The 16,369-nt window shown below is 72.9% G+C and carries 15 protein-coding genes and 1 pseudogene; 5 read left to right on the plus strand and 11 right to left on the minus strand.

Annotated elements, in window-relative coordinates; all coding sequences use genetic code 11:
• Positions 1-3 precede the first annotated feature (3 nt).
• Genes OHA86_RS18455 through OHA86_RS18465 form a run of 3 tightly spaced genes read left to right on the plus strand, consistent with a single transcriptional unit; the run spans position 4 to position 1,373 of the window.
• Positions 4-432 carry a roadblock/LC7 domain-containing protein gene (locus tag OHA86_RS18455; RefSeq protein WP_329176768.1) on the plus strand — a complete coding sequence of 143 codons (429 nt, stop codon included), beginning with the start codon at positions 4-6 and terminating at the stop codon, positions 430-432.
• Positions 425-799, plus strand: coding sequence for a DUF742 domain-containing protein (locus tag OHA86_RS18460; RefSeq protein WP_329176769.1), 375 nt, complete (start codon positions 425-427; stop codon positions 797-799). The genes OHA86_RS18455 and OHA86_RS18460 overlap by 8 nt, the downstream gene beginning before the upstream one ends.
• Complete coding sequence (locus tag OHA86_RS18465; RefSeq protein WP_329176770.1) at positions 780-1,373, plus strand: GTP-binding protein; 594 nt, start codon at positions 780-782, stop codon at positions 1,371-1,373. Before OHA86_RS18460 ends, OHA86_RS18465 begins: the two co-directional genes overlap by 20 nt.
• Positions 1,374-1,390: 17 nt before the next feature.
• On the opposite strand, the gene OHA86_RS18470 is transcribed toward OHA86_RS18465, so the two are convergent.
• The 6 genes and pseudogenes from OHA86_RS18470 to pdhA form a co-directional block, all read right to left on the minus strand.
• The gene (locus OHA86_RS18470) at positions 1,391-2,482 is read right to left on the minus strand and encodes a potassium channel family protein (RefSeq protein ID WP_329176771.1); all 1,092 of its coding nucleotides are present in this window, start codon (positions 2,480-2,482) and stop codon (positions 1,391-1,393) included.
• Entirely contained in the window at positions 2,479-3,894 is a 1,416-nt protein-coding gene (locus OHA86_RS18475; RefSeq protein WP_329176773.1) for a molybdopterin molybdotransferase MoeA, read from the minus strand. Before OHA86_RS18475 ends, OHA86_RS18470 begins: the two co-directional genes overlap by 4 nt.
• A pseudogene (locus tag OHA86_RS18480) lies at positions 3,891-4,819 on the minus strand (DUF6457 domain-containing protein). Before OHA86_RS18480 ends, OHA86_RS18475 begins: the two are co-directional and overlap by 4 nt.
• 50 nt (positions 4,820-4,869) lie before the next feature.
• Positions 4,870-6,333, minus strand: a complete 1,464-nt coding sequence (locus tag OHA86_RS18485; RefSeq protein ID WP_329176775.1) for a dihydrolipoamide acetyltransferase family protein — start codon at positions 6,331-6,333, stop codon at positions 4,870-4,872.
• Positions 6,333-7,364, minus strand: coding sequence for an alpha-ketoacid dehydrogenase subunit beta (locus tag OHA86_RS18490; RefSeq protein WP_329176777.1), 1,032 nt, complete (start codon positions 7,362-7,364; stop codon positions 6,333-6,335). The genes OHA86_RS18485 and OHA86_RS18490 overlap by 1 nt, the downstream gene beginning before the upstream one ends.
• Positions 7,361-8,461, minus strand: a complete 1,101-nt coding sequence (pdhA, locus tag OHA86_RS18495) for a pyruvate dehydrogenase (acetyl-transferring) E1 component subunit alpha (RefSeq protein WP_329176779.1) — start codon at positions 8,459-8,461, stop codon at positions 7,361-7,363. Before pdhA ends, OHA86_RS18490 begins: the two co-directional genes overlap by 4 nt.
• A gap of 181 nt (positions 8,462-8,642) precedes the next feature.
• Between pdhA and OHA86_RS18500 the strand changes: the two genes are divergently transcribed.
• Positions 8,643-9,125 (plus strand): Lrp/AsnC family transcriptional regulator, encoded by a 483-nt coding sequence (locus OHA86_RS18500; RefSeq protein WP_329176781.1) that lies wholly within the window; start codon positions 8,643-8,645, stop codon positions 9,123-9,125.
• A gap of 216 nt (positions 9,126-9,341) precedes the next feature.
• On the opposite strand, the gene OHA86_RS18505 is transcribed toward OHA86_RS18500, so the two are convergent.
• Positions 9,342-9,929: a TetR/AcrR family transcriptional regulator gene (locus tag OHA86_RS18505; RefSeq protein ID WP_329176782.1), complete on the minus strand. Its 588-nt coding sequence runs from the start codon at positions 9,927-9,929 to the stop codon at positions 9,342-9,344.
• On the minus strand, positions 9,926-11,449 hold the full coding sequence (locus OHA86_RS18510) for a 3-hydroxyacyl-CoA dehydrogenase (protein ID WP_329176784.1): 1,524 nt from the start codon (positions 11,447-11,449) through the stop codon (positions 9,926-9,928). The genes OHA86_RS18505 and OHA86_RS18510 overlap by 4 nt, the downstream gene beginning before the upstream one ends.
• Positions 11,450-11,614: 165 nt before the next feature.
• Between OHA86_RS18510 and paaN the strand changes: the two genes are divergently transcribed.
• The gene (gene paaN, locus OHA86_RS18515) at positions 11,615-13,297 is read left to right on the plus strand and encodes a phenylacetic acid degradation protein PaaN (protein ID WP_329176786.1); all 1,683 of its coding nucleotides are present in this window, start codon (positions 11,615-11,617) and stop codon (positions 13,295-13,297) included.
• A gap of 24 nt (positions 13,298-13,321) precedes the next feature.
• Here paaN and OHA86_RS18520 read toward each other — a convergent pair whose 3' ends face one another.
• The 3 genes from OHA86_RS18520 to OHA86_RS18530 form a co-directional block, all read right to left on the minus strand.
• Positions 13,322-14,128, minus strand: coding sequence for a TrmH family RNA methyltransferase (locus OHA86_RS18520; protein WP_329176788.1), 807 nt, complete (start codon positions 14,126-14,128; stop codon positions 13,322-13,324).
• A 49-nt stretch (positions 14,129-14,177) separates the two neighbouring features.
• Positions 14,178-15,422: an HTTM domain-containing protein gene (locus OHA86_RS18525; protein WP_329182460.1), complete on the minus strand. Its 1,245-nt coding sequence runs from the start codon at positions 15,420-15,422 to the stop codon at positions 14,178-14,180.
• A 140-nt stretch (positions 15,423-15,562) separates the two neighbouring features.
• Positions 15,563-16,228, minus strand: a complete 666-nt coding sequence (locus tag OHA86_RS18530) for a DUF5819 family protein (protein WP_329176790.1) — start codon at positions 16,226-16,228, stop codon at positions 15,563-15,565.
• Positions 16,229-16,369: the final 141 nt, after the last annotated feature.

The raw sequence follows: 16,369 nt of genomic DNA on the forward strand, positions 1-16,369 counted from the left end.
GCAATGACTGAGCAGGTACAACCCGGTCCTCAGCTGGACTGGCTCCTCGACGGGCTGGTGGACCGGATTCCAGAGATCCGCTGCGCCATCGTGCTGTCCGGTGACGGTCTCCTCATCGGCAAGTCGAAGGACCTGCGTCGGGACGACGCCGAGCATCTGTCCGCGGTCGGATCGGGTATGCACAGCCTCGCCCGCGGGGCGGCACGCCACTTCCAGGGCGGCGAGGTCCAGCAGACGGTCATCCAGATGGAGAAGGCCTTCCTTTTCGTCACCGCCGCGGGACGGGGCGCCAGACTGGCGGCCATCGCCACGGAAGGGGTCGATGTCGGGATGATGGCATTCGAGATGGGCACGCTCGTCAAGCAGGTCGGCGCGTACCTGAGTGCCGCACCCCGCGTGCAGACCTCCGGTGGTCGCATACAGGATGCGTGAACCCCGATGGCACGACGGTGTGGAGGCCGGACGTCATCTGCGGCCTTATGCCATCACGGGCGGCCGTACCCGGCACAGTCGGCACACCTTCACACTGATCACGCTGGTAGCCGCGCGGTCCGTGCACGGAATCGAGCATGACCATCTGGAGCCAGAGGCCAACCAGATTCTCGACCTGTGCCGGACCCGGGCGGTGGCGATCGCCGAAATCGCCGCGCATATGGACCTGCCGGTGAGCGTGGTGAAGATCCTCTGCGGGGATCTGCTCAACGCCTCGCTCATCCTGGTCCAGGCGCCGCCCGGGCAGGAAGACCGGCCGAGCGTGGAACTCATCGAAAGGGTGATGAATGGTATCCGTCGGCTCTGAGCCGGTCATGCCGACCGCGCTCAAGATCCTCATCGCGGGCGGTTTCGGCGTCGGCAAGACCACCATGGTGGGCTCGGTCAGCGAGGTGCCCCCGCTGGAGACCGAGGAACGCATGACAACGGCGAGCCTCGGCGTGGACGATCTGTCGGGCGTCGAGGGCAAGACCTCGACCACCGTCGCCATGGACTTCGGCCGCATCACCATCGCGCCCGAGCTGGTGCTGTACCTGTTCGGTACGCCCGGGCAGGACCGCTTCTGGTTCATGTGGGACGACCTGTCCACCGGCGCGCTCGCGGCCATCGTGCTCGCGGACACCCGCCGGCTCGACGCGTCGTTCGCCTCGATCGACTTCTTCGAAGCCCGCGACATCCCCTTCGCGGTGGGCGTCAACTGCTTCAACGGGCAGCGCGACTGCTCGGCCCAGCAGGTGCGCAACGCGCTCGACCTTGGCCCCGACACCCCGGTCCTGCTGTGCGACGTCCGCGAACGCAGCTCCAGCAAGTCGCTGCTGCTCGCGGTGCTCGAAGCGGCCCGCGCGCAGGCCGCAGCCCGGCTGGCGACACCCGGGCGCTGACCGTACGGCCGCGCCGGTCAGCCGAGCGGTGCGGCGGCCGGCCCGTCGGTCGCGCGGCGGATCGCGATCAGCCGGTCGGCGGCCCGCAGCGGCGCCGCCTCCGGATCGTCGTGGTCCAGCAGCCGCGCGTCGCGTATCACCGACACCACCAGGTCACGGACATCCCGCGGCGCCATGCCCACCTCGGACCCGGCGACCGGCCGCTCGATGAGGTCCAGACCGCTGCCGTACGTGATCAGGTCGTCCATCACCTGGCCGACGCTCGGGCTGAGCACGGACAGCCCGAGCAGCCGTCCGGCGGCGCCCGAGCTGGTGATGACGGCGTCGGCGCCGGACTGGCGCAGCAGCGGGGCGTTCTCCTCCTCGCGGACCGAGGCCACGATGTGCGCCTGCCGGTTGAGCTGCCGGGCGGTCAGGGTGACCAGGACCGCGGTGTCGTCGCGCTGGGCGGCGATGACGATCTGCCGGGCCCGCTGCGCCTCGGCCCTGCGCAGCACCTCGCTGCGGGTCGCGTCGCCTGCGACCGCCACGTAACCCTCCTCGGTCGCGGCCTGCACCACCTTCGGGTTCGGGTCGACGACCACGATCCGCTCCGGCGGCACACCCCGCCCCAGCAGCGTCCGCGCCGCCGACCGGCCCTTGGTGCCGTACCCCACGATGACCACATGATCGTGCAACGTTCTTCTCCAACGGGTGAGGCGGAACTGCTCCCTGGTGCGCTCGGTCAGCACTTCGAGCGTCGTGCCGACCAGGATGATCAGGAAGATCACCCGCAGCGGCGTCACCAGGAAAGTGTTGCTCAGCCGCGCTCCGGTGCTGTACGGGACGATGTCGCCGTAGCCGGTCGTCGACAGCGTCACCGTGGAGTAGTACAGGGAGTCCAGGAAGGACACGGAATTGTCGGCGTTGTCGTGATAGCCGCCCCGGTCGGCGTAGACGATCACCACGGTGATGGCCAGCACCAGGAGCGCCAGCACCACGCGCCGTGTGACCTGCACCAACGGCCCGGCCGCGGGCCGCGGGAAGGCCACTTTGTAGCCTCTGGGCGCGGCCGGTGACGGATCGTCGATCGGAGGGTCCTGCGGTTCGCCGTCGCCTGGTGGCGTCATGTACCGCTCCCCCATGCCGGGGCGAGCGCGCCCGTGTCCAGGACCGCCGTCTCCTGGCCCGCTCTCGCGCCGCCCGGCGGGATCACCGCCATGCCGTCGGCCGCGGCCAGTCCGCGGAGCATCGCGGGGCCGGTGAATTGCAGCGGCCGGGCGGCAGATTCGTCGTCGAAGACGACCGGGACCAGCCGGGTGTCCACCGCGTGCCCCGGTACGTCCGCGGTGAGCGGGGCGGCGTAGGGCGCCGGCACCGGCCGGCCGGCCAGGGTGCGCAGCACGGGAGCCACCAGGGTGAGCACCCCCGCGACGGCCGCGAGCGGATTGCCCGGCAGCCCGGCCAGCAGCCCGCCGGAAGGGAGTCCGGCCAGCAGCATCGGGTGCCCCGGCCGTACCGCCACCCCGTCGACCAGCAGCTTCGCGCCGATCTTCGCCAGCACCGGATGGACGTGGTCGACCGGTCCGCCCGCCGTGCCGCCGGTGGTCACCACCAGGTCCGCGGTGCTCCCCACCACGGCGGCGAGCAGCACCCCCGCGTCGTCCACCAGCCGCCGCACACCGGTGACGTCCGCGCCGAGCCCGCGCAGCCAGGACGGCAGCATCGGGCCGAGCGCGTCACGCACCCGGCCGGCCCGCGGCGGCCCGTGGTCCAGCAGTTCGTCGCCGAGCACCAGGATCTCCACCCGGGGACGCATGGTGACGGTCAGTTCGTCGTATCCCGCGGCGGCGGCCAGGCCCAGCACCGCGGGGGTCACCAGCGTGCCCGCGGGCAGCAGTTCGTCGCCGCCGCGGCATTCCTGGCCCCTGCGCCGTATCTCCTGGCCGGAGCGGGGAGCCGGGTGCGGCGCCAGGACGTGCAGCCATTCGCCGTCGGTCCTGCTCCTGGTGCCGCCGTGCTCGCTGCGCAGCACCGCGGTGGTGCCCGGCGGGAGTACGGCCCCGGTGGCGATACGGATGGCGTGGCCGCCGAGCAGCGCGTCGGCCGAGCGCTGCTGCCCGGCGAGCACCTGGCCCTTCAGCCGCCACGGCCCCTGGCCCGCCACCGCCCAGCCGTCCATGGCCGAGGAGTCGAACGACGGCAGGTCGGTGAGCGCCACCAGCGAGCGCGCCAGCGCCATGCCGAGGACGTCCTCGCCCAGCGGCAGCGCCCGCGCGTCGAGCCTGTGGCCCACCTGCCGCGCGATCCGCCGCGCCTCGGGCCAGGGGACGGCGTCTGCGGCGGGCCGGGCCGGTGCGGGCGTACGGGCCGGGGCCGCGCCGCCGGGCTCGTGCCCGAGGGCGACGACCAGGGGGTCGGTGCTGGGCGGGCGCGCGGAGGCGCCGCCGGCGCCCGGGCTGTTGGCCAGCGCCAGGGCGTCGTCCAGTGCCCGGTCCGCGGCGTCGGCGCCCGGACGGCCGTACTCGCGTGGGCCGCTCATCCGCCCGACTCCTCCGTCCAGCGCAGGGCCAGGTCCGCGGCCTTCCGCGCCGCCTCCCGTACGGCCTCGGGTCCGCCGCCCGCCTGCGCCGCCGCGTATCCCACCAGGAAGGTGGTCAGCGGCGCGGCCGGCCGGGCAACCCCGTGTGCCGCGTCACGTGCCAGATCGAGCAGGACCCCGGTGTCCACGTCGAGGTCGATGCCCAATTCGGTCTTGACTGCTGCGATCCATTCGTCCACCACACGCACATCGTCCCCGATCCGCCCCCGCAAGCCACCCAGGCTCACCCCTTGGACTCCCCGTCCAGCCGCGCCCGGGCGACGGCGACGTCGTCCCAGGTGTCGCAGTCGAAGCCGGCCTCGCCTGTGGGGTCGGCGATCCGGCGCAGCGTCAGTTCCCCGGTCAGCAGCCGTAGCGGCAGCCCGGCGAGGGTGCCGTGCTCGGTGCTGAGCAGGGCGATCTCGCGGCGCAGCGGCTCCGCCGCGTAGGCCGCCGCCAGCGGCTGGTCGCGTCCCGCGGGGTCGGTGAGCAGGACGCCTTCGCAGGCTTCGGCGCCGGTGCGGGCGCCGGTGAGCGCGTCGCCGAGCACGTCGGTGAGCGCGGTCAGCGTGCGTGCCGTCAGGAACGGCAGGTCGGCGGCGAGGACGACGACCGCTGCCGGGCGGTCCTCGCCGGTCAGCGCGGCGAGCCCCGCGGCGAGTGCGGGCAGCGGGCCGCCGCCCGCGGGCTGCTCCCGGGTCCACCGCACCGGCCGGGCGGTCGGCCTGCGCGGTCCGACCACGACGGTACGGTCGGCGGCCGCGCACGCGGCGAGCACCCGGTCGAGCAGCATCCGGCCGCCGACCGCGAGCGCGGGCTTGTCGGTGCCGCCCAGCCGCCTGGCCTCGCCGCCCGCCAGCACCACCGCGTCGTAGCTCGTCGTCATGCCCGCGAGTATCCCCCGGCCGCCGCGGGGCTCGGCCGGGGGTCCGCCGCTCACACCGCGGCGAGCAGCACCGCGGGCTGCTCCACGCAGTCCGCCACGAGCCGCAGGAATCCTCCCGCGGTGCCGCCGTCGCACACCCGGTGGTCGAAGGTGAACGACAGCTGCACCACCTGCCGTACGGCCAGTTCGCCGTTGTGCGCCCACGGCTTGGCGGCGATCCGGCCGACGCCGAGCATGGCGGCCTCGGGGTGGTTGATGATCGGCGTGGAGCCGTCGACCCCGAAGACCCCGTAGTTGTTCAGCGTGAACGTCCCGCCGGTCAGGTCCGCGGGCGTCAGCGACCCGGTCCTGGCCGCCTCGGTGAGCCGGGAGATCCCGGCCGCGAGCGCCGTCGTGGTCATGGTGTGCGCGTCCCGCAGCACGGGCACCACGAGGCCGCGTTCAGTCTGCGCCGCGAAGCCGAGGTGCACGGCGGGCAGCCGTACGATCTCCGACTTCTCCATGTCCACGGTGGAGTTGAGGTCCGGGTAGCGCGCCAGGGCGGCCGTCACCACCCGGGCCAGCAGCGCGAGCACGGAGATCCGCCGTTCGCCCGAGGCGTTCATCGCCGCCCGGGCGGCGAGCAGTTCGGTGGCGTCGGCGTCCACCCAGCAGGTGGCGTCGGGGATCTCCCGGCGGCTGCGGGCCAGCTTCTCCGCGACGGTCCGGCGTATCCCGCGCAGCGGCACCCGCTCGGCGCCGTCCTGCGCCGCCGCTCCGGACAGCGCCGGGGCCGCTGCGGGGGCCGCCGGGGACGGGGCGGCGACCGCGCGCTCGACGTCGGAGCGCAGGATCAGCCCTTCGGGGCCGCTGCCGGCCAGCCGCCGCAGGTCAAGGCCGTGCTCCCGGGCGATCCTGCGGACCAGCGGCGAGATGACGGCCACCGGCCCGGCGTCGAGGTCCGCCTGGCCGTCGCCGGCCGTCGTACCGCCGCTGGTCGCCGCACCACCGCCGATTGCCGTACCGGGACGGACCGCCGTGCCGGAACCGGACGCCGTACCGCCGCTGGCCGCCGTACCGCCGTTGACGGGCGTGCCGCCCCCGGGCGCTGTGGCGCCGTTGGCTGCCGGGCCGCCGCCCGCGGGGCGCGCCGCCCGGACACGCTGCCGGCGTTGCGCGACGGCGCCGCCGGTGCCGTATCCGACCAGGACATTGCCCGAGCCCTGTCCGTTCGCGCCGGCGTCACCGCTGCCGCCGTCCGGGGAGGCCGGCGGCGCGCCGTCGGCGGCGGATCCGACCGCGACGGTGACCAGCGGGCGGCCCACCGCGAGGGAGTCGCCCTCCTCGCCGAAGCGGGCGGTCACCACCCCGCCGTAGGGGCACGGCACTTCGACGACCGCCTTGGCCGTCTCCATCTCGACCACCGGCTGGTCGACCGCGACCACCTCGCCGACCTGCACCAGCCAGCGGACGATCTCCGCCTCGGTGAGCCCTTCCCCGAGGTCGGGAAGGGTGAATTCGCGCACGACGGCCATCAGTCCTCCTCCCACTGCAGTCGGCCGACCGCGTCGAGGATGCGGTCCACGCCCGGCAGATGGTGCCGTTCGAGCATCGGCGGCGGGTAGGGGATGTCGAATCCGGCGACCCGCAGGACGGGCGCTTCCAGATGGTGGAAGCAGCGTTCGGTGATGCGCGCCGCTATTTCCGCGCCCGCGCCGCCGAAGCCCGACGACTCGTGGACGACGACCGCCCGCCCGGTGCCGCGGACGGCCGCGGCGACCGTCTCCTCGTCGAAGGGCACCAGGCTGCGCAGATCGACCACGCCCAGATCCCAGCCCTCCTCCTTGGCCGCCTCCGCCGCCTCCAGGCACACCGGCAGCGAGGGGCCGTAGGTGATCAGCGTCGCCGTACGCCCGGCTCGCCGCACCACGGCCCGCCCGATCGGCGCCACGGCCGTCGGCTCCTGCGGCGACCAGTCGGCCTTCGACCAGTACAGCCGCTTCGGCTCAAGGAAGATCACCGGGTCGTCGGAGGAGATGGCCGCCCGCAGCAGCCCGTAGGCGTCCTCGACGGTCGCCGGGGTGACCACGTGCAGGCCGGGGGTGTGCAGGTAGTACGCCTCCGAGGAGTCGCTGTGGTGCTCGACGCCGCCGATGCCGCCGCCGTAGGGGATCCGTACGGTGAGGGGCATCGGCAGCGCCCCGCGGGTGCGGTTCCGCATCCGCGCGACATGGCTGACCAGCTGCTCGAACGCCGGATAGGCGAAGGCGTCGAACTGCATCTCCACCACCGGGCGCAGCCCGTACATCGCCATGCCGACGGCGGCGCCGAGGATGCCGGCCTCGGCGAGCGGGGTGTCGGTGCAGCGGTCCTCGCCGAAATCCCTGGTCAGCCCGTCGGTGATGCGGAAGACGCCGCCCAGGGCGCCGACGTCCTCGCCCATCACGTGCACCGCGGGGTCGGCGGCGAGGGCGTCGCGCAGCGCCTGGTTGAGCGCCTGCGCTATGGTCGCGGGTTTGCGGGTGGGGGCGGTGGCGCGGTCCGCGGCCGTGACGGCGGTGGTCATGACTGCCGCTCCGCTTCCATCTCGGCCCGCAACTGCTCGGCCTGCGCCCGCAGTTGCGCTGTCGGCTCGGCATAGACGTGGGCGAACAGCTCCATCGGGTCGAGCTGCGGGTCCTCGTGCATCCGCTCGCGCAGGTCGGCCGCCATCGTCTCGGCGTCGTCCAGTGCGCGCTGCCGGTCGGCGTCGTCCAGCAGTCCGCGGCCCGTCAGCTCCCTTTCCAGCAGCTCGACGGGGTCGTGCGCCAGCCAGGCCGCGACCTCGGACTCCTCGCGGTAGCGGGTGGCGTCGTCGGCGTTGGTGTGCGCGTCGATCCGGTAGGTGACGGCCTCGACCAGGGTGGGGCCGCCGCCTTCGCGTGCCCGGCGCAGCGCCTCGGTGAGCACCTGGTGCACCGCCGCCACGTCGTTGCCGTCCACCAGCCGCCCCGGCATGCCGTAGCCGACCGCCTTGTGGGCGAGGGTGGGGGCGGCGGTCTGCTTGGCAAGGGGCACCGAGATGGCGAAGCCGTTGTTCTGCACCAGGAAGACCACGGGGGCGCGCCAGACGGCCGCGAAATTGAGCGCCTCGTGGAAGTCGCCCTCGCTGGTGCCGCCGTCGCCGACCATGGCGAGCGCGGCCACCGCGTCACCGCTGAGCCGGGCGGCGTGCGCGAGGCCGACGGCGTGCGGCAGCTGGGTGGCCAGCGGGGTGCTGAGCGGTGCGACCCGGTGCTCGCGGGAGTCGTAGCCGGTGTGCCAGTCGCCGCGCAGCAGTGTCAGCGCCTCGACGGGGTCGACCCCGCGGGCGACGACGGCGAGGGTGTCGCGGTAGCTGGGGAAGAGCCAGTCGTCGGGCCGCAGTGCGAGAGCAGCGGCGATCTCGCAGGCCTCCTGGCCGGTGCTGGACGGGTAGACGGCCAGCCGGCCCTGCTTGGTCAGGGCGGTGGCCTGCCGGTTGTAGCGGCGGCCGCGGACAAGCTGCGCGTACAGCCTGCCGAGCAGCGCGGGGTCCAGGTCCGCGGCGGCGGGGGTGCCGAGCAGCCGGTACGGCTCCGGGTCGGGCAGCAGCGGCGCGGCGTCGGCGCGTGGCCGCCAGGCGGGGGTGTCCAGCACGGTCATCGCGAGCACCTCCTTGTGGTCGGTGACCAGAGCAATCGGTAGCGCGAGCGGGTTCCGCTCTCCCTACCGATTGTTCGGTCGCCGGAGGCATTTTGGCTACGGGGTGGTTCCGCCTGTGGACAAACGGTTCTGCACAGCCTGAGATGGAGCCAGTACGTCCATGGTAGGGAGCTTGCGGGGGATGGCGAGAGAACAGATGGCCGACGAGGAGCCGACGGTCCGACCTCTGGACCCGATAGACCGCACGATCCTGCGGCTGCTTCAGGAGGACGGCAGGGCCTCGATACGGTCGGTCGCCGAGCGGGTGCACGTGTCCAGGGCGAACGCCTACGCCCGGATCAACCGGCTCATCGACGACGGGGTGATCCGAGGTTTCACCGCCCGGGTGGACCACGAGCGGGCGGGGCACGGCGCCTCGGCGTACATCACCCTCAAGATCGTCCAGAATTCCTGGCGGACGGTACGGGAGAAACTCGTCACCCTTCCGGGTGTCGTCCACATCGCGCTGGTGAGCGGCGATTTCGACGTACTGCTCCTGGTGCACACCGTCGACAACCGCAGCCTGCGCGAGCTGGTGCTCACCCGGCTGCAGTCGATCGAGGAAGTGCTCAGCAGCCGGACACTGCTGGTCTTCGAGGAGACCGACCTGGTGGTCGGGAACTGACCGGGACCGGCGTGCGGACGGGTGTGCGCGGCTTTGGGACGCGCCGACCAGCCGCACCGTGCGGGTTCGCCTGTCCGGGTGACAGGCGGCCGAAGCCCTGGCCCCGGGCAGACGACCGGTCGGCCGCGGACACGGCTGGATGGCGCCGGTGACCGACGGTCGGGGCAAGAGTCTGGACCAATAAACGGGCGCCGGCGGGCCCGGTGCGGACGCGCTCTACGCACGCAGCCCGTCGAACGCCAGCCGCACCACGGCGTCGGCGACCTGCTCGCGGTCCAGCGCCCCCTTCGCCGCCGGGCGGTACCACTCCACTATCGAGTTGATCATCCCGAACAACAGCCTGGTGGCCAGCCTCACCTCGACGTCCGCCCGCAGATCGCCCTCCGCCACGGCCGACTTCAGCAGTTCCGCGACCCGCTGGTCGAACTCCCTGCGGCGCTCCATCGCCCACCGCTCGGTCGTGGTGTTCCCCCGCACCCGCAGCAGCAGGGTGACGTAGGGGAGTTCGTCCATGAGCACGACGGCCGTGCGCCGGATGACGTACTCCAGCCGCCGCACCGCGGGACCGTCCCCGGCCCCTGGCTGGTCGAGGATGCCGAACAGTCCGTCGAGCGCCCGGCCCACCGCCCTGTTGAGCAATTCCTCCTTGCCCCGCACATGGTGGTAGATCGAGGATTTCGAGATTCCCGCCGCGCGCGAGAGGTCCTCCATGGACGTGCCGTCGTAGCCGCGCTCGTTGAAGACCTCCACGGCCACGGCGAGCAGCGAATCCGGCGTATAGGTGTCGCGCTTCGGCATGGTCATGAGGAGATCACACCTCCGGCCGCGTCCGCACGCCGCCTCAGCTCCCGGCAGGGTGCGTAGCGTCCGGTGGGACAGCTCAGGTGCAGTACGTCCAGGAGATCCCGCACATAGGCCGCGGAAATCCGCTCGCACCATTCCAGCGGACCCAGCGGATAGTTCACGCCCAGCCGCATCGCGGTGTCGACGTCCTGGGCGGAGGCGATCTGCCGGGAGACGGCGTCGGTCGCGAGATCGGCCAGCATCGCGACCGTCCGCGCCACGATCAGACCGGGCACATCGCCGATGACGCTGACCTCCTTGCCCAGCGCCTGGAAGAATCCCACCGCCGTGTCCACGACGTCGGCATGCACCCCGTCGCAGGGGGCGACGGCGATACGGGAAGCGGTGCGGTAGTCCAGGGCGAGGTCGAAGCGGATCCCCGGCTTGGGCATGGGGTGTCCGTCGGCCAGCCGCAGCGGGGTGCCGTCGGGCAGCGCGATCACGCCGGACCCGGCCGGCTCCTCCTCACGGACCTCGATCCCGGCCTCGCGGGCGAGCCCGGGCAGCGCCCCCGCGGGGCCGAGGTCGCCGCGCACCACGATGTACGGCGGCGCGAGCGCGGGCTCCGCGGTGTGCGGCGCCGGTTGCCCCACGGTGCCCGCGCCGCCCGCGTCCCGGGCGTAGTCGAACCAGCCGCGGCCGGTCTTGCGGCCGAGCCGCCCGGACTCGACCAGCCGGCGCTGGGCCAGCGACGGGGTGAATTTCGGGTCGTGGAAGAAGGCCTCCCAGACCGACCGGGTGACCGCCTCGTTGACGTCCTGGCCGATCAGGTCGGTCAGCTCGAAAGGACCCATGGCGAAGCCGCCGCATTCACGCAGGACCGCGTCGATGGTCGCGGGATCGGCGGCGCGCTCCTCGTACACCCGCAGGGCCTCGGCGTAGAAGGGGCGGGCGATGCGGTTGACCAGGAAACCGGGGGTGTCGGTGCAGCGCACCGGCGTCTTGCCCCAGGCTTCGGCCGTGTCGCAGGCGGTGGCGACGGCCGAAGCGTCGGTGGCGGCACCGGCGACCACCTCGACCAGCGGCAGCAGCGGGGCCGGGTTGAAGAAGTGCAGGCCGACCAGCCGCCCCGGCAGCCGCAGCGCGCCCGCGACGGCGGTCACCGGCAGCGAGGAGGTGTTGGTCGCCAGCAGGCAGTCGTCGCCGACGACCGCCTCCATCTCGGCGAACAGCGCCTGCTTGACGACCAGGTCCTCCACGACGGCCTCCACGACCAGCGCGGCCCCGGCCAGATCGGCGCTGCTCTCCGCGGGAATGAGCCGGGCCAGCGCGTCCTTGACGTCGGTCGCGCCGATCCGGCCCTTGCCGACCAGCCGGTCGAGGCGGCCCGCCACGCCGTCTGCCGCGACCTGGGCGCGGCCGGGGACGGCGTCGTGGAGCAGCACCCGGTGGCCGGCGAGCAGCGCGACCTGCGCGATCCCCTGGCCCATGGTGCCGACGCCGACGACGGCCACAGTGCTGTTGCGGTCAAGTGCGGTCACGCTGTCCACGACTCCCTGCCGGTGCTGGCCGGTTCCTGCCGGGCCTGGCGCGGCTCCGGCGGACTTTTCCACAGGTCGGGTTTTGCGCCCTTGTCCCGACCGAACATTCGGTTAATCTAGCGGTGTCCCCTCCACGCAGCCCAGCTCGACGAGGAGTTGGTCCCATTGTCCGCCGATCTCTCCACCCAGTCCCTGGCCGAGCGCCATCGCGGCACCCTCGACACGGCGCTGGACACCATCAGGACGCGCGCCTACTGGTCGCCCTACCCCGAGCACCCCAAGGCGTATCCCGACGCCGACCAGGGCAGGGCCGCCTTCGAGGCGCAGCTCGGCCACCGCTTCGCCTTCGCGACCGCGCAGCCGGGCACCGACGAGTGGACCGGCGACGAGCGCTCGCCGTACGGCCAGGAGCTGGGCGTGCAGTATCCGCACCCGGATCCCGATGTGCTGCTGCCCGTGATGCGGGCCGCGATGCCCGCCTGGCGGGACGCGGGACCCGAGGCACGCGCCATGGTGTGCCTGGAGATCCTGGCCCGGATCAATGCGCGGACGCACGAGTTCGCGCTCGCGGTGATGCACACCTCGGGCCAGGCCTTCACGATGGCCTTCCAGGCGGGCGGCCCGCACGCGCAGGACCGCGGCCTTGAGGCGGTGGCGTATGCGTACGCCGAGCAGATGCGCACCCCCGGCACCGCAGAATGGGTGAAGCCGCAGGGCAAGCGGGATCCGCTGCATCTGCAGAAGTCCTTCACCGCCGTGCCGCGCGGCATCGGCCTGGTGATCGGCTGCAACACCTTCCCCACCTGGAACGGCTATCCGGGCCTCTTCGCGTCGCTGGCCACCGGCAATGCGGTGCTGGTCAAGCCGCACCCGCGGGCCGTACTGCCGCTCGCGCTGACCGTCGGCGCGGCCCGTGACGTCCTGGCCGAGGCGGGCTTCTCGCCCGACCTGGTCTGCCTCGCCGTCGACCGGCCGGGCGAGGGCCTGGCCAAGACGCTTGCGGTGCGCCCCGAGGTCCGCATCGTCGACTACACCGGATCGACCGCCTTCGGCGACTGGCTGGAGGCCAACGCCCGCCAGGCGCAGGTCTTCACCGAGAAGGCCGGGGTCAACACGGTGGTGGTGGACTCCACCGACGACTACCGCGGCATGCTGTCCAACCTGGCCTTCTCCCTGTCGCTGTACAGCGGCCAGATGTGCACCACCCCGCAGAATCTGCTGATTCCCCGGGACGGCATCGGCACGGAGGCCGGACCGCGGACGTACGACGAGGTGGTCGCCGACCTCGCCGCCGCGATGGAGCAGCTGCTCGGCGACGACACCCGGGCCAACGCCCTGCTCGGCGCACTGGTCAATCCGGACGTCAAGGCACGGCTGGACGCCGCCCCCGGTATGGGCGAGGTCGCGCTGGCCTCGCGCGAGGTGGCCCATCCCGACTTCCCCGACGCGGTCGTCCGCACCCCGGCCCTGGTCAGGCTGGACGCCGCCAAGCCGGACGCGGAGGCGGCGTTCATGGCCGAGTGCTTCGGTCCGGTCGCCTTCGCCGTGGCCGTCGACTCCACCGCCGCCGCGCTGGAGCTGCTGCGCCGGACGATCCGCGACCACGGCGCCATGACGGTGGGCGGCTACACCGTCTCGGCCGAGGTGGCGGAACAGTTGGAGGAGGTCTGCCTGGAGGAGTGCGCGCAGCTGTCGCTCAATCTGACCGGCGGGGTGTACGTCAACCAGACCGCCGCCTTCTCCGACTTCCACGGCTCCGGCGGCAATCCCGCGGCCAATGCGGCGTTGTGCGACGGGGCCTTCGTCGCCGGCCGGTTCCGGACGGTGGAGGTGCGCCGGCCGGCCTGACCGGCCGCCCCGCGGGAGGTCAGGTCAGGGACGTCCGGGGACCAGCGGGGAGCCGGAGGTGGCCGACCAGTGATAGAGCGTCATACCGACGCTGGTGGCCAGGTTGTAGCTCGACACCTGGGGCCGCATCGGCAGCGAGACCAGTGCCGTGGCCCGGGCGCGCAGTTCGTCCGACACGCCGTGCCGTTCCGAGCCGAAGACGATCAGCGCGTCGTCCGGCAGCTCGGCGGCGCGGATGTCCTCGCCCTCCGGGTCGAGGACGTGCAGCGGCCCCGGCGGCAGCCCGTCCGGGGTCGTACGCTCCACGGCCGTCGCATAGTGCAGCCCGGCGCCGGCCCGTACGGCGTTGGGGTGCCAGGGGTCCAGGTCGCCGGTGGTGACGACGCCGGTGACGCCGAAGCCGGCGGCGAGCCTGATCACCGCCCCGACATTGCCGAGGTTGCGGGGGCGGTCCAGGACCACGACGGGCGCCCGCCGGGGCAGCGCGGCCAGCGCGGCCGTACCCCCGTCCCGTGCGGGCCGGGCGGCGAGCGCGGCCACCGCGGTGGGGTGGACGCGGGTGACCAGTTCGCGCAGCGCGGCGGCCGGGATCTCGCTGACGCGCTCCGCAAGGTCCGCGGTCAGGTCGGGTGCGAGGTCGGCGGCGAGCCGCAGCACGGCGTCCTTGTCACTGCTGACCGCCACATGGACGTCGGCGCCGAAGCGCAGGGCGTGCTTGAGGGCGTGGAAGCCGTCGAGCACGACCGTGTCCGGGTCCGCGGCGCGCTCGTGCCACCGCCGCAGGGCTGACCCCGCCCCGGTCGGCCGGAGTACGGCCTGCTCGTCGCTCATGGCGCCAGCCTACGGCGGGGCTCGCCGTAGGCCGGCGTACGAGGCCGGGTCAGGTCAGGGCGTCGGTGGGCGGCGGTCCTGCCGCGGGTTGCCCGTCGTTCCCGTCCGCCGGCCGCTGCCCGGGCACCGCCGGGGCCTTCGGCGGTGTCACGGGCCCCCGCAGCAGCTGTGCGATCCGCCCGCCCAGCCAGCGCAGGAAGCCGGTGGGCAGGAAGACGGCGTCGGCGGCGATCATCGCCAGCGAGAAGAAGGGCAGGCCCAGCACGATCGCGATCGAGGCGTGCTCCAGCATCATCGCCACCAGCAGCACGTTCTTCACCCGGCGGTTGAAGAGGGTGAAGGGGAAGGCGACCTGCACCATGACCGTGCCGTAGGTGATCAGCATGACCATCAGCGAATTGCCCGCCAGGGCGTGCGACAGGCCGGGCCACGGGGTGAAGTCGTCCAGGTGCAGCGGATAGTAGAGCGCGGTGCCGTCCTCCCAGCGGCTGCCCTGGATCTTGTACCAGCCGGCCGTGGAGTAGATCAGGCAGACCTCCACGACGATCACCAGCATGGCGCCGTTGTGGATCACGTTGGTCATGATGTCGAGCACCGTGCGCGGCTCACCCGGCGCGTAACGCCGTACCGCCCACCACAGCGCCTGGATCAGCAGCCCCGCCCACAGGGCCACTTCCCACTCGGTGCTGAGCTTGTCCATCGCGGTGGCCACCACCAGGGCGGCGCCCAGCAGCGTCCACAGCGCGATCCCCGCCGGATCGATGCCGGGGCCGCGGACGGCCAGGCCGTCGTCGGCCGCGTCGGGCCCGCTCGCCGCGGCGGCCCGCGCCTTGGCCTCGGCACGGGCCGCGAGGCGCCGGTCGAGCGACCAGACCTGCCCGCAGCGGGTGAAGACCAGGTAGATCGCCATCAGATGGACGACGTTGTCGCCGCCGTCGCCCATGAAGACGCTGCGGTTCTGCAGCGAGAGCACACCGATCATGAAGAGCACCGACGCGGTCCTGGTGCGCCAGCCCACCAGCAGCATGGCGCTGCTGACGACGGCCACCGCGTAGACCAGCTCGAACCAGCCGCGGCTGTCGCTCCACAGCAGCGCGGTGAAGGCGTGGTTCCCGGCGACCAGCCGCTTGGCCAGGTCGAAGCTCCACGCGCTGTCCGGGCCGTACAGCTCGGAGCGGTGCGGCCACTCCCGCAGCAGGAAGGCCAGCCAGGTCAGCGCGAAGCCGATCCGTACGATCGCGGCCTGGTAGGGGGCCAGCGCGCTGCCGGTGACCCTGGCCAGGCCCTGGGCCATGCCCCGGTCGAGCGCGCGGCCGAGCCCGGCGAAGGGCGAGGCGGCCTGGGCGTGGCTGCCGAGGGCTGCGTCAGCCATGCCGGCGGTATCCGTGGAGTCGGCGGGGTCCTCGGCGTGCGCGGCCGGGGTGCGGGGGTCGCTCACGAGGTCTTCTCCTGCCCTGCCGGCGCGGTGGTGACGGTCCACCACGGCAGCTCCCGGTATTGGGTGGTGGTGTCGATCGACTCACCGCTCCAGGACGGCCTGGCGACCGCGGTGGTGGCGGCTCTGGCCTGGATGCGGACGACCGTGCCGCCGTTGAGCGTGGGGCCGAGGCGTTTCGCGAGGATGTTCTGCAGATACGCGCTGCTCAGGTCGCTGCCGTTGCCCGCGGTCGGCTGGTTCTGGTCGTTGTGCGTGTCGGTGTAGTAGCTCCAGGCCCGGCGCAGCTCGTTCTGCTCGGTGTGGCTGGGCAGCAGGTTGTGCCGCATGTCCGCCACGTCGATCGCCGTCATGTCCACCCAGCCGGTGGTCTGGGTGCTGCCGTCCTGCTTGCGGACCTCCGCGCGGGCCTGCACGTGATTGTTCTGCTGCACCGGGTCGGGCGCGAAGAGCTTCCAGTTCTGCTCGAACTCCGGGTAGATGTAGTCGTTGACCGCCGTGGCGTGCTGTTTGCTGAGCGTGTTCGACGGCGCGACATGCAGGAACACCATGCCGAGGTGGAGGAGCGCTCCCACCGCGACCACGCCCACGGTCACGGCCACCGCTATTCGGGCGGGCAGCGACAACGTCGCCACCTGGGGCGATGCCCCCTGCACTGACTGCATCGTCTCTCCGCTCTCCGCGCCGGGCACGCCTGCCGGGCAGCACGCTACCCACCCGGGGGTCCGGCGGTGACCTTACCGAGTTATCCACAGGTGACGGAATGGCTTGACACCCCCACGGCGAGCCACCGACCATGGAATGGA

The sequence above is a fragment of the Streptomyces sp. NBC_01477 genome, assembly GCF_036227245.1.
In the GTDB taxonomy this organism is placed as follows: domain Bacteria; phylum Actinomycetota; class Actinomycetes; order Streptomycetales; family Streptomycetaceae; genus Actinacidiphila.

Excerpts from the sequence above, each read along its gene's own strand:
- OHA86_RS18500 (WP_329176781.1), top strand. The coding sequence starts at position 8,643 with ATGGCGAGAGAACAGATGGCCGACGAGGAGCCGACGGTCCGACCTCTG.
- OHA86_RS18520 (WP_329176788.1), bottom strand. The coding sequence starts at position 14,128 with ATGAGCGACGAGCAGGCCGTACTCCGGCCGACCGGGGCGGGGTCAGCC.
- OHA86_RS18525 (WP_329182460.1), bottom strand. The coding sequence starts at position 15,422 with ATGGCCCAGGGCCTGGCCAGGGTCACCGGCAGCGCGCTGGCCCCCTAC.
- OHA86_RS18530 (WP_329176790.1), bottom strand. The coding sequence starts at position 16,228 with ATGCAGTCAGTGCAGGGGGCATCGCCCCAGGTGGCGACGTTGTCGCTG.
- pdhA (WP_329176779.1), bottom strand. The coding sequence starts at position 8,461 with ATGACCGTGCTGGACACCCCCGCCTGGCGGCCACGCGCCGACGCCGCG.
- OHA86_RS18475 (WP_329176773.1), bottom strand. The coding sequence starts at position 3,894 with ATGAGCGGCCCACGCGAGTACGGCCGTCCGGGCGCCGACGCCGCGGAC.
- OHA86_RS18460 (WP_329176769.1), top strand. The coding sequence starts at position 425 with ATGCGTGAACCCCGATGGCACGACGGTGTGGAGGCCGGACGTCATCTG.
- OHA86_RS18485 (WP_329176775.1), bottom strand. The coding sequence starts at position 6,333 with ATGGCCGTCGTGCGCGAATTCACCCTTCCCGACCTCGGGGAAGGGCTC.
- OHA86_RS18465 (WP_329176770.1), top strand. The coding sequence starts at position 780 with ATGGTATCCGTCGGCTCTGAGCCGGTCATGCCGACCGCGCTCAAGATC.
- OHA86_RS18505 (WP_329176782.1), bottom strand. The coding sequence starts at position 9,929 with ATGACCATGCCGAAGCGCGACACCTATACGCCGGATTCGCTGCTCGCC.
- OHA86_RS18490 (WP_329176777.1), bottom strand. The coding sequence starts at position 7,364 with ATGACCACCGCCGTCACGGCCGCGGACCGCGCCACCGCCCCCACCCGC.
- OHA86_RS18470 (WP_329176771.1), bottom strand. The coding sequence starts at position 2,482 with ATGACGCCACCAGGCGACGGCGAACCGCAGGACCCTCCGATCGACGAT.
- OHA86_RS18455 (WP_329176768.1), top strand. The coding sequence starts at position 4 with ATGACTGAGCAGGTACAACCCGGTCCTCAGCTGGACTGGCTCCTCGAC.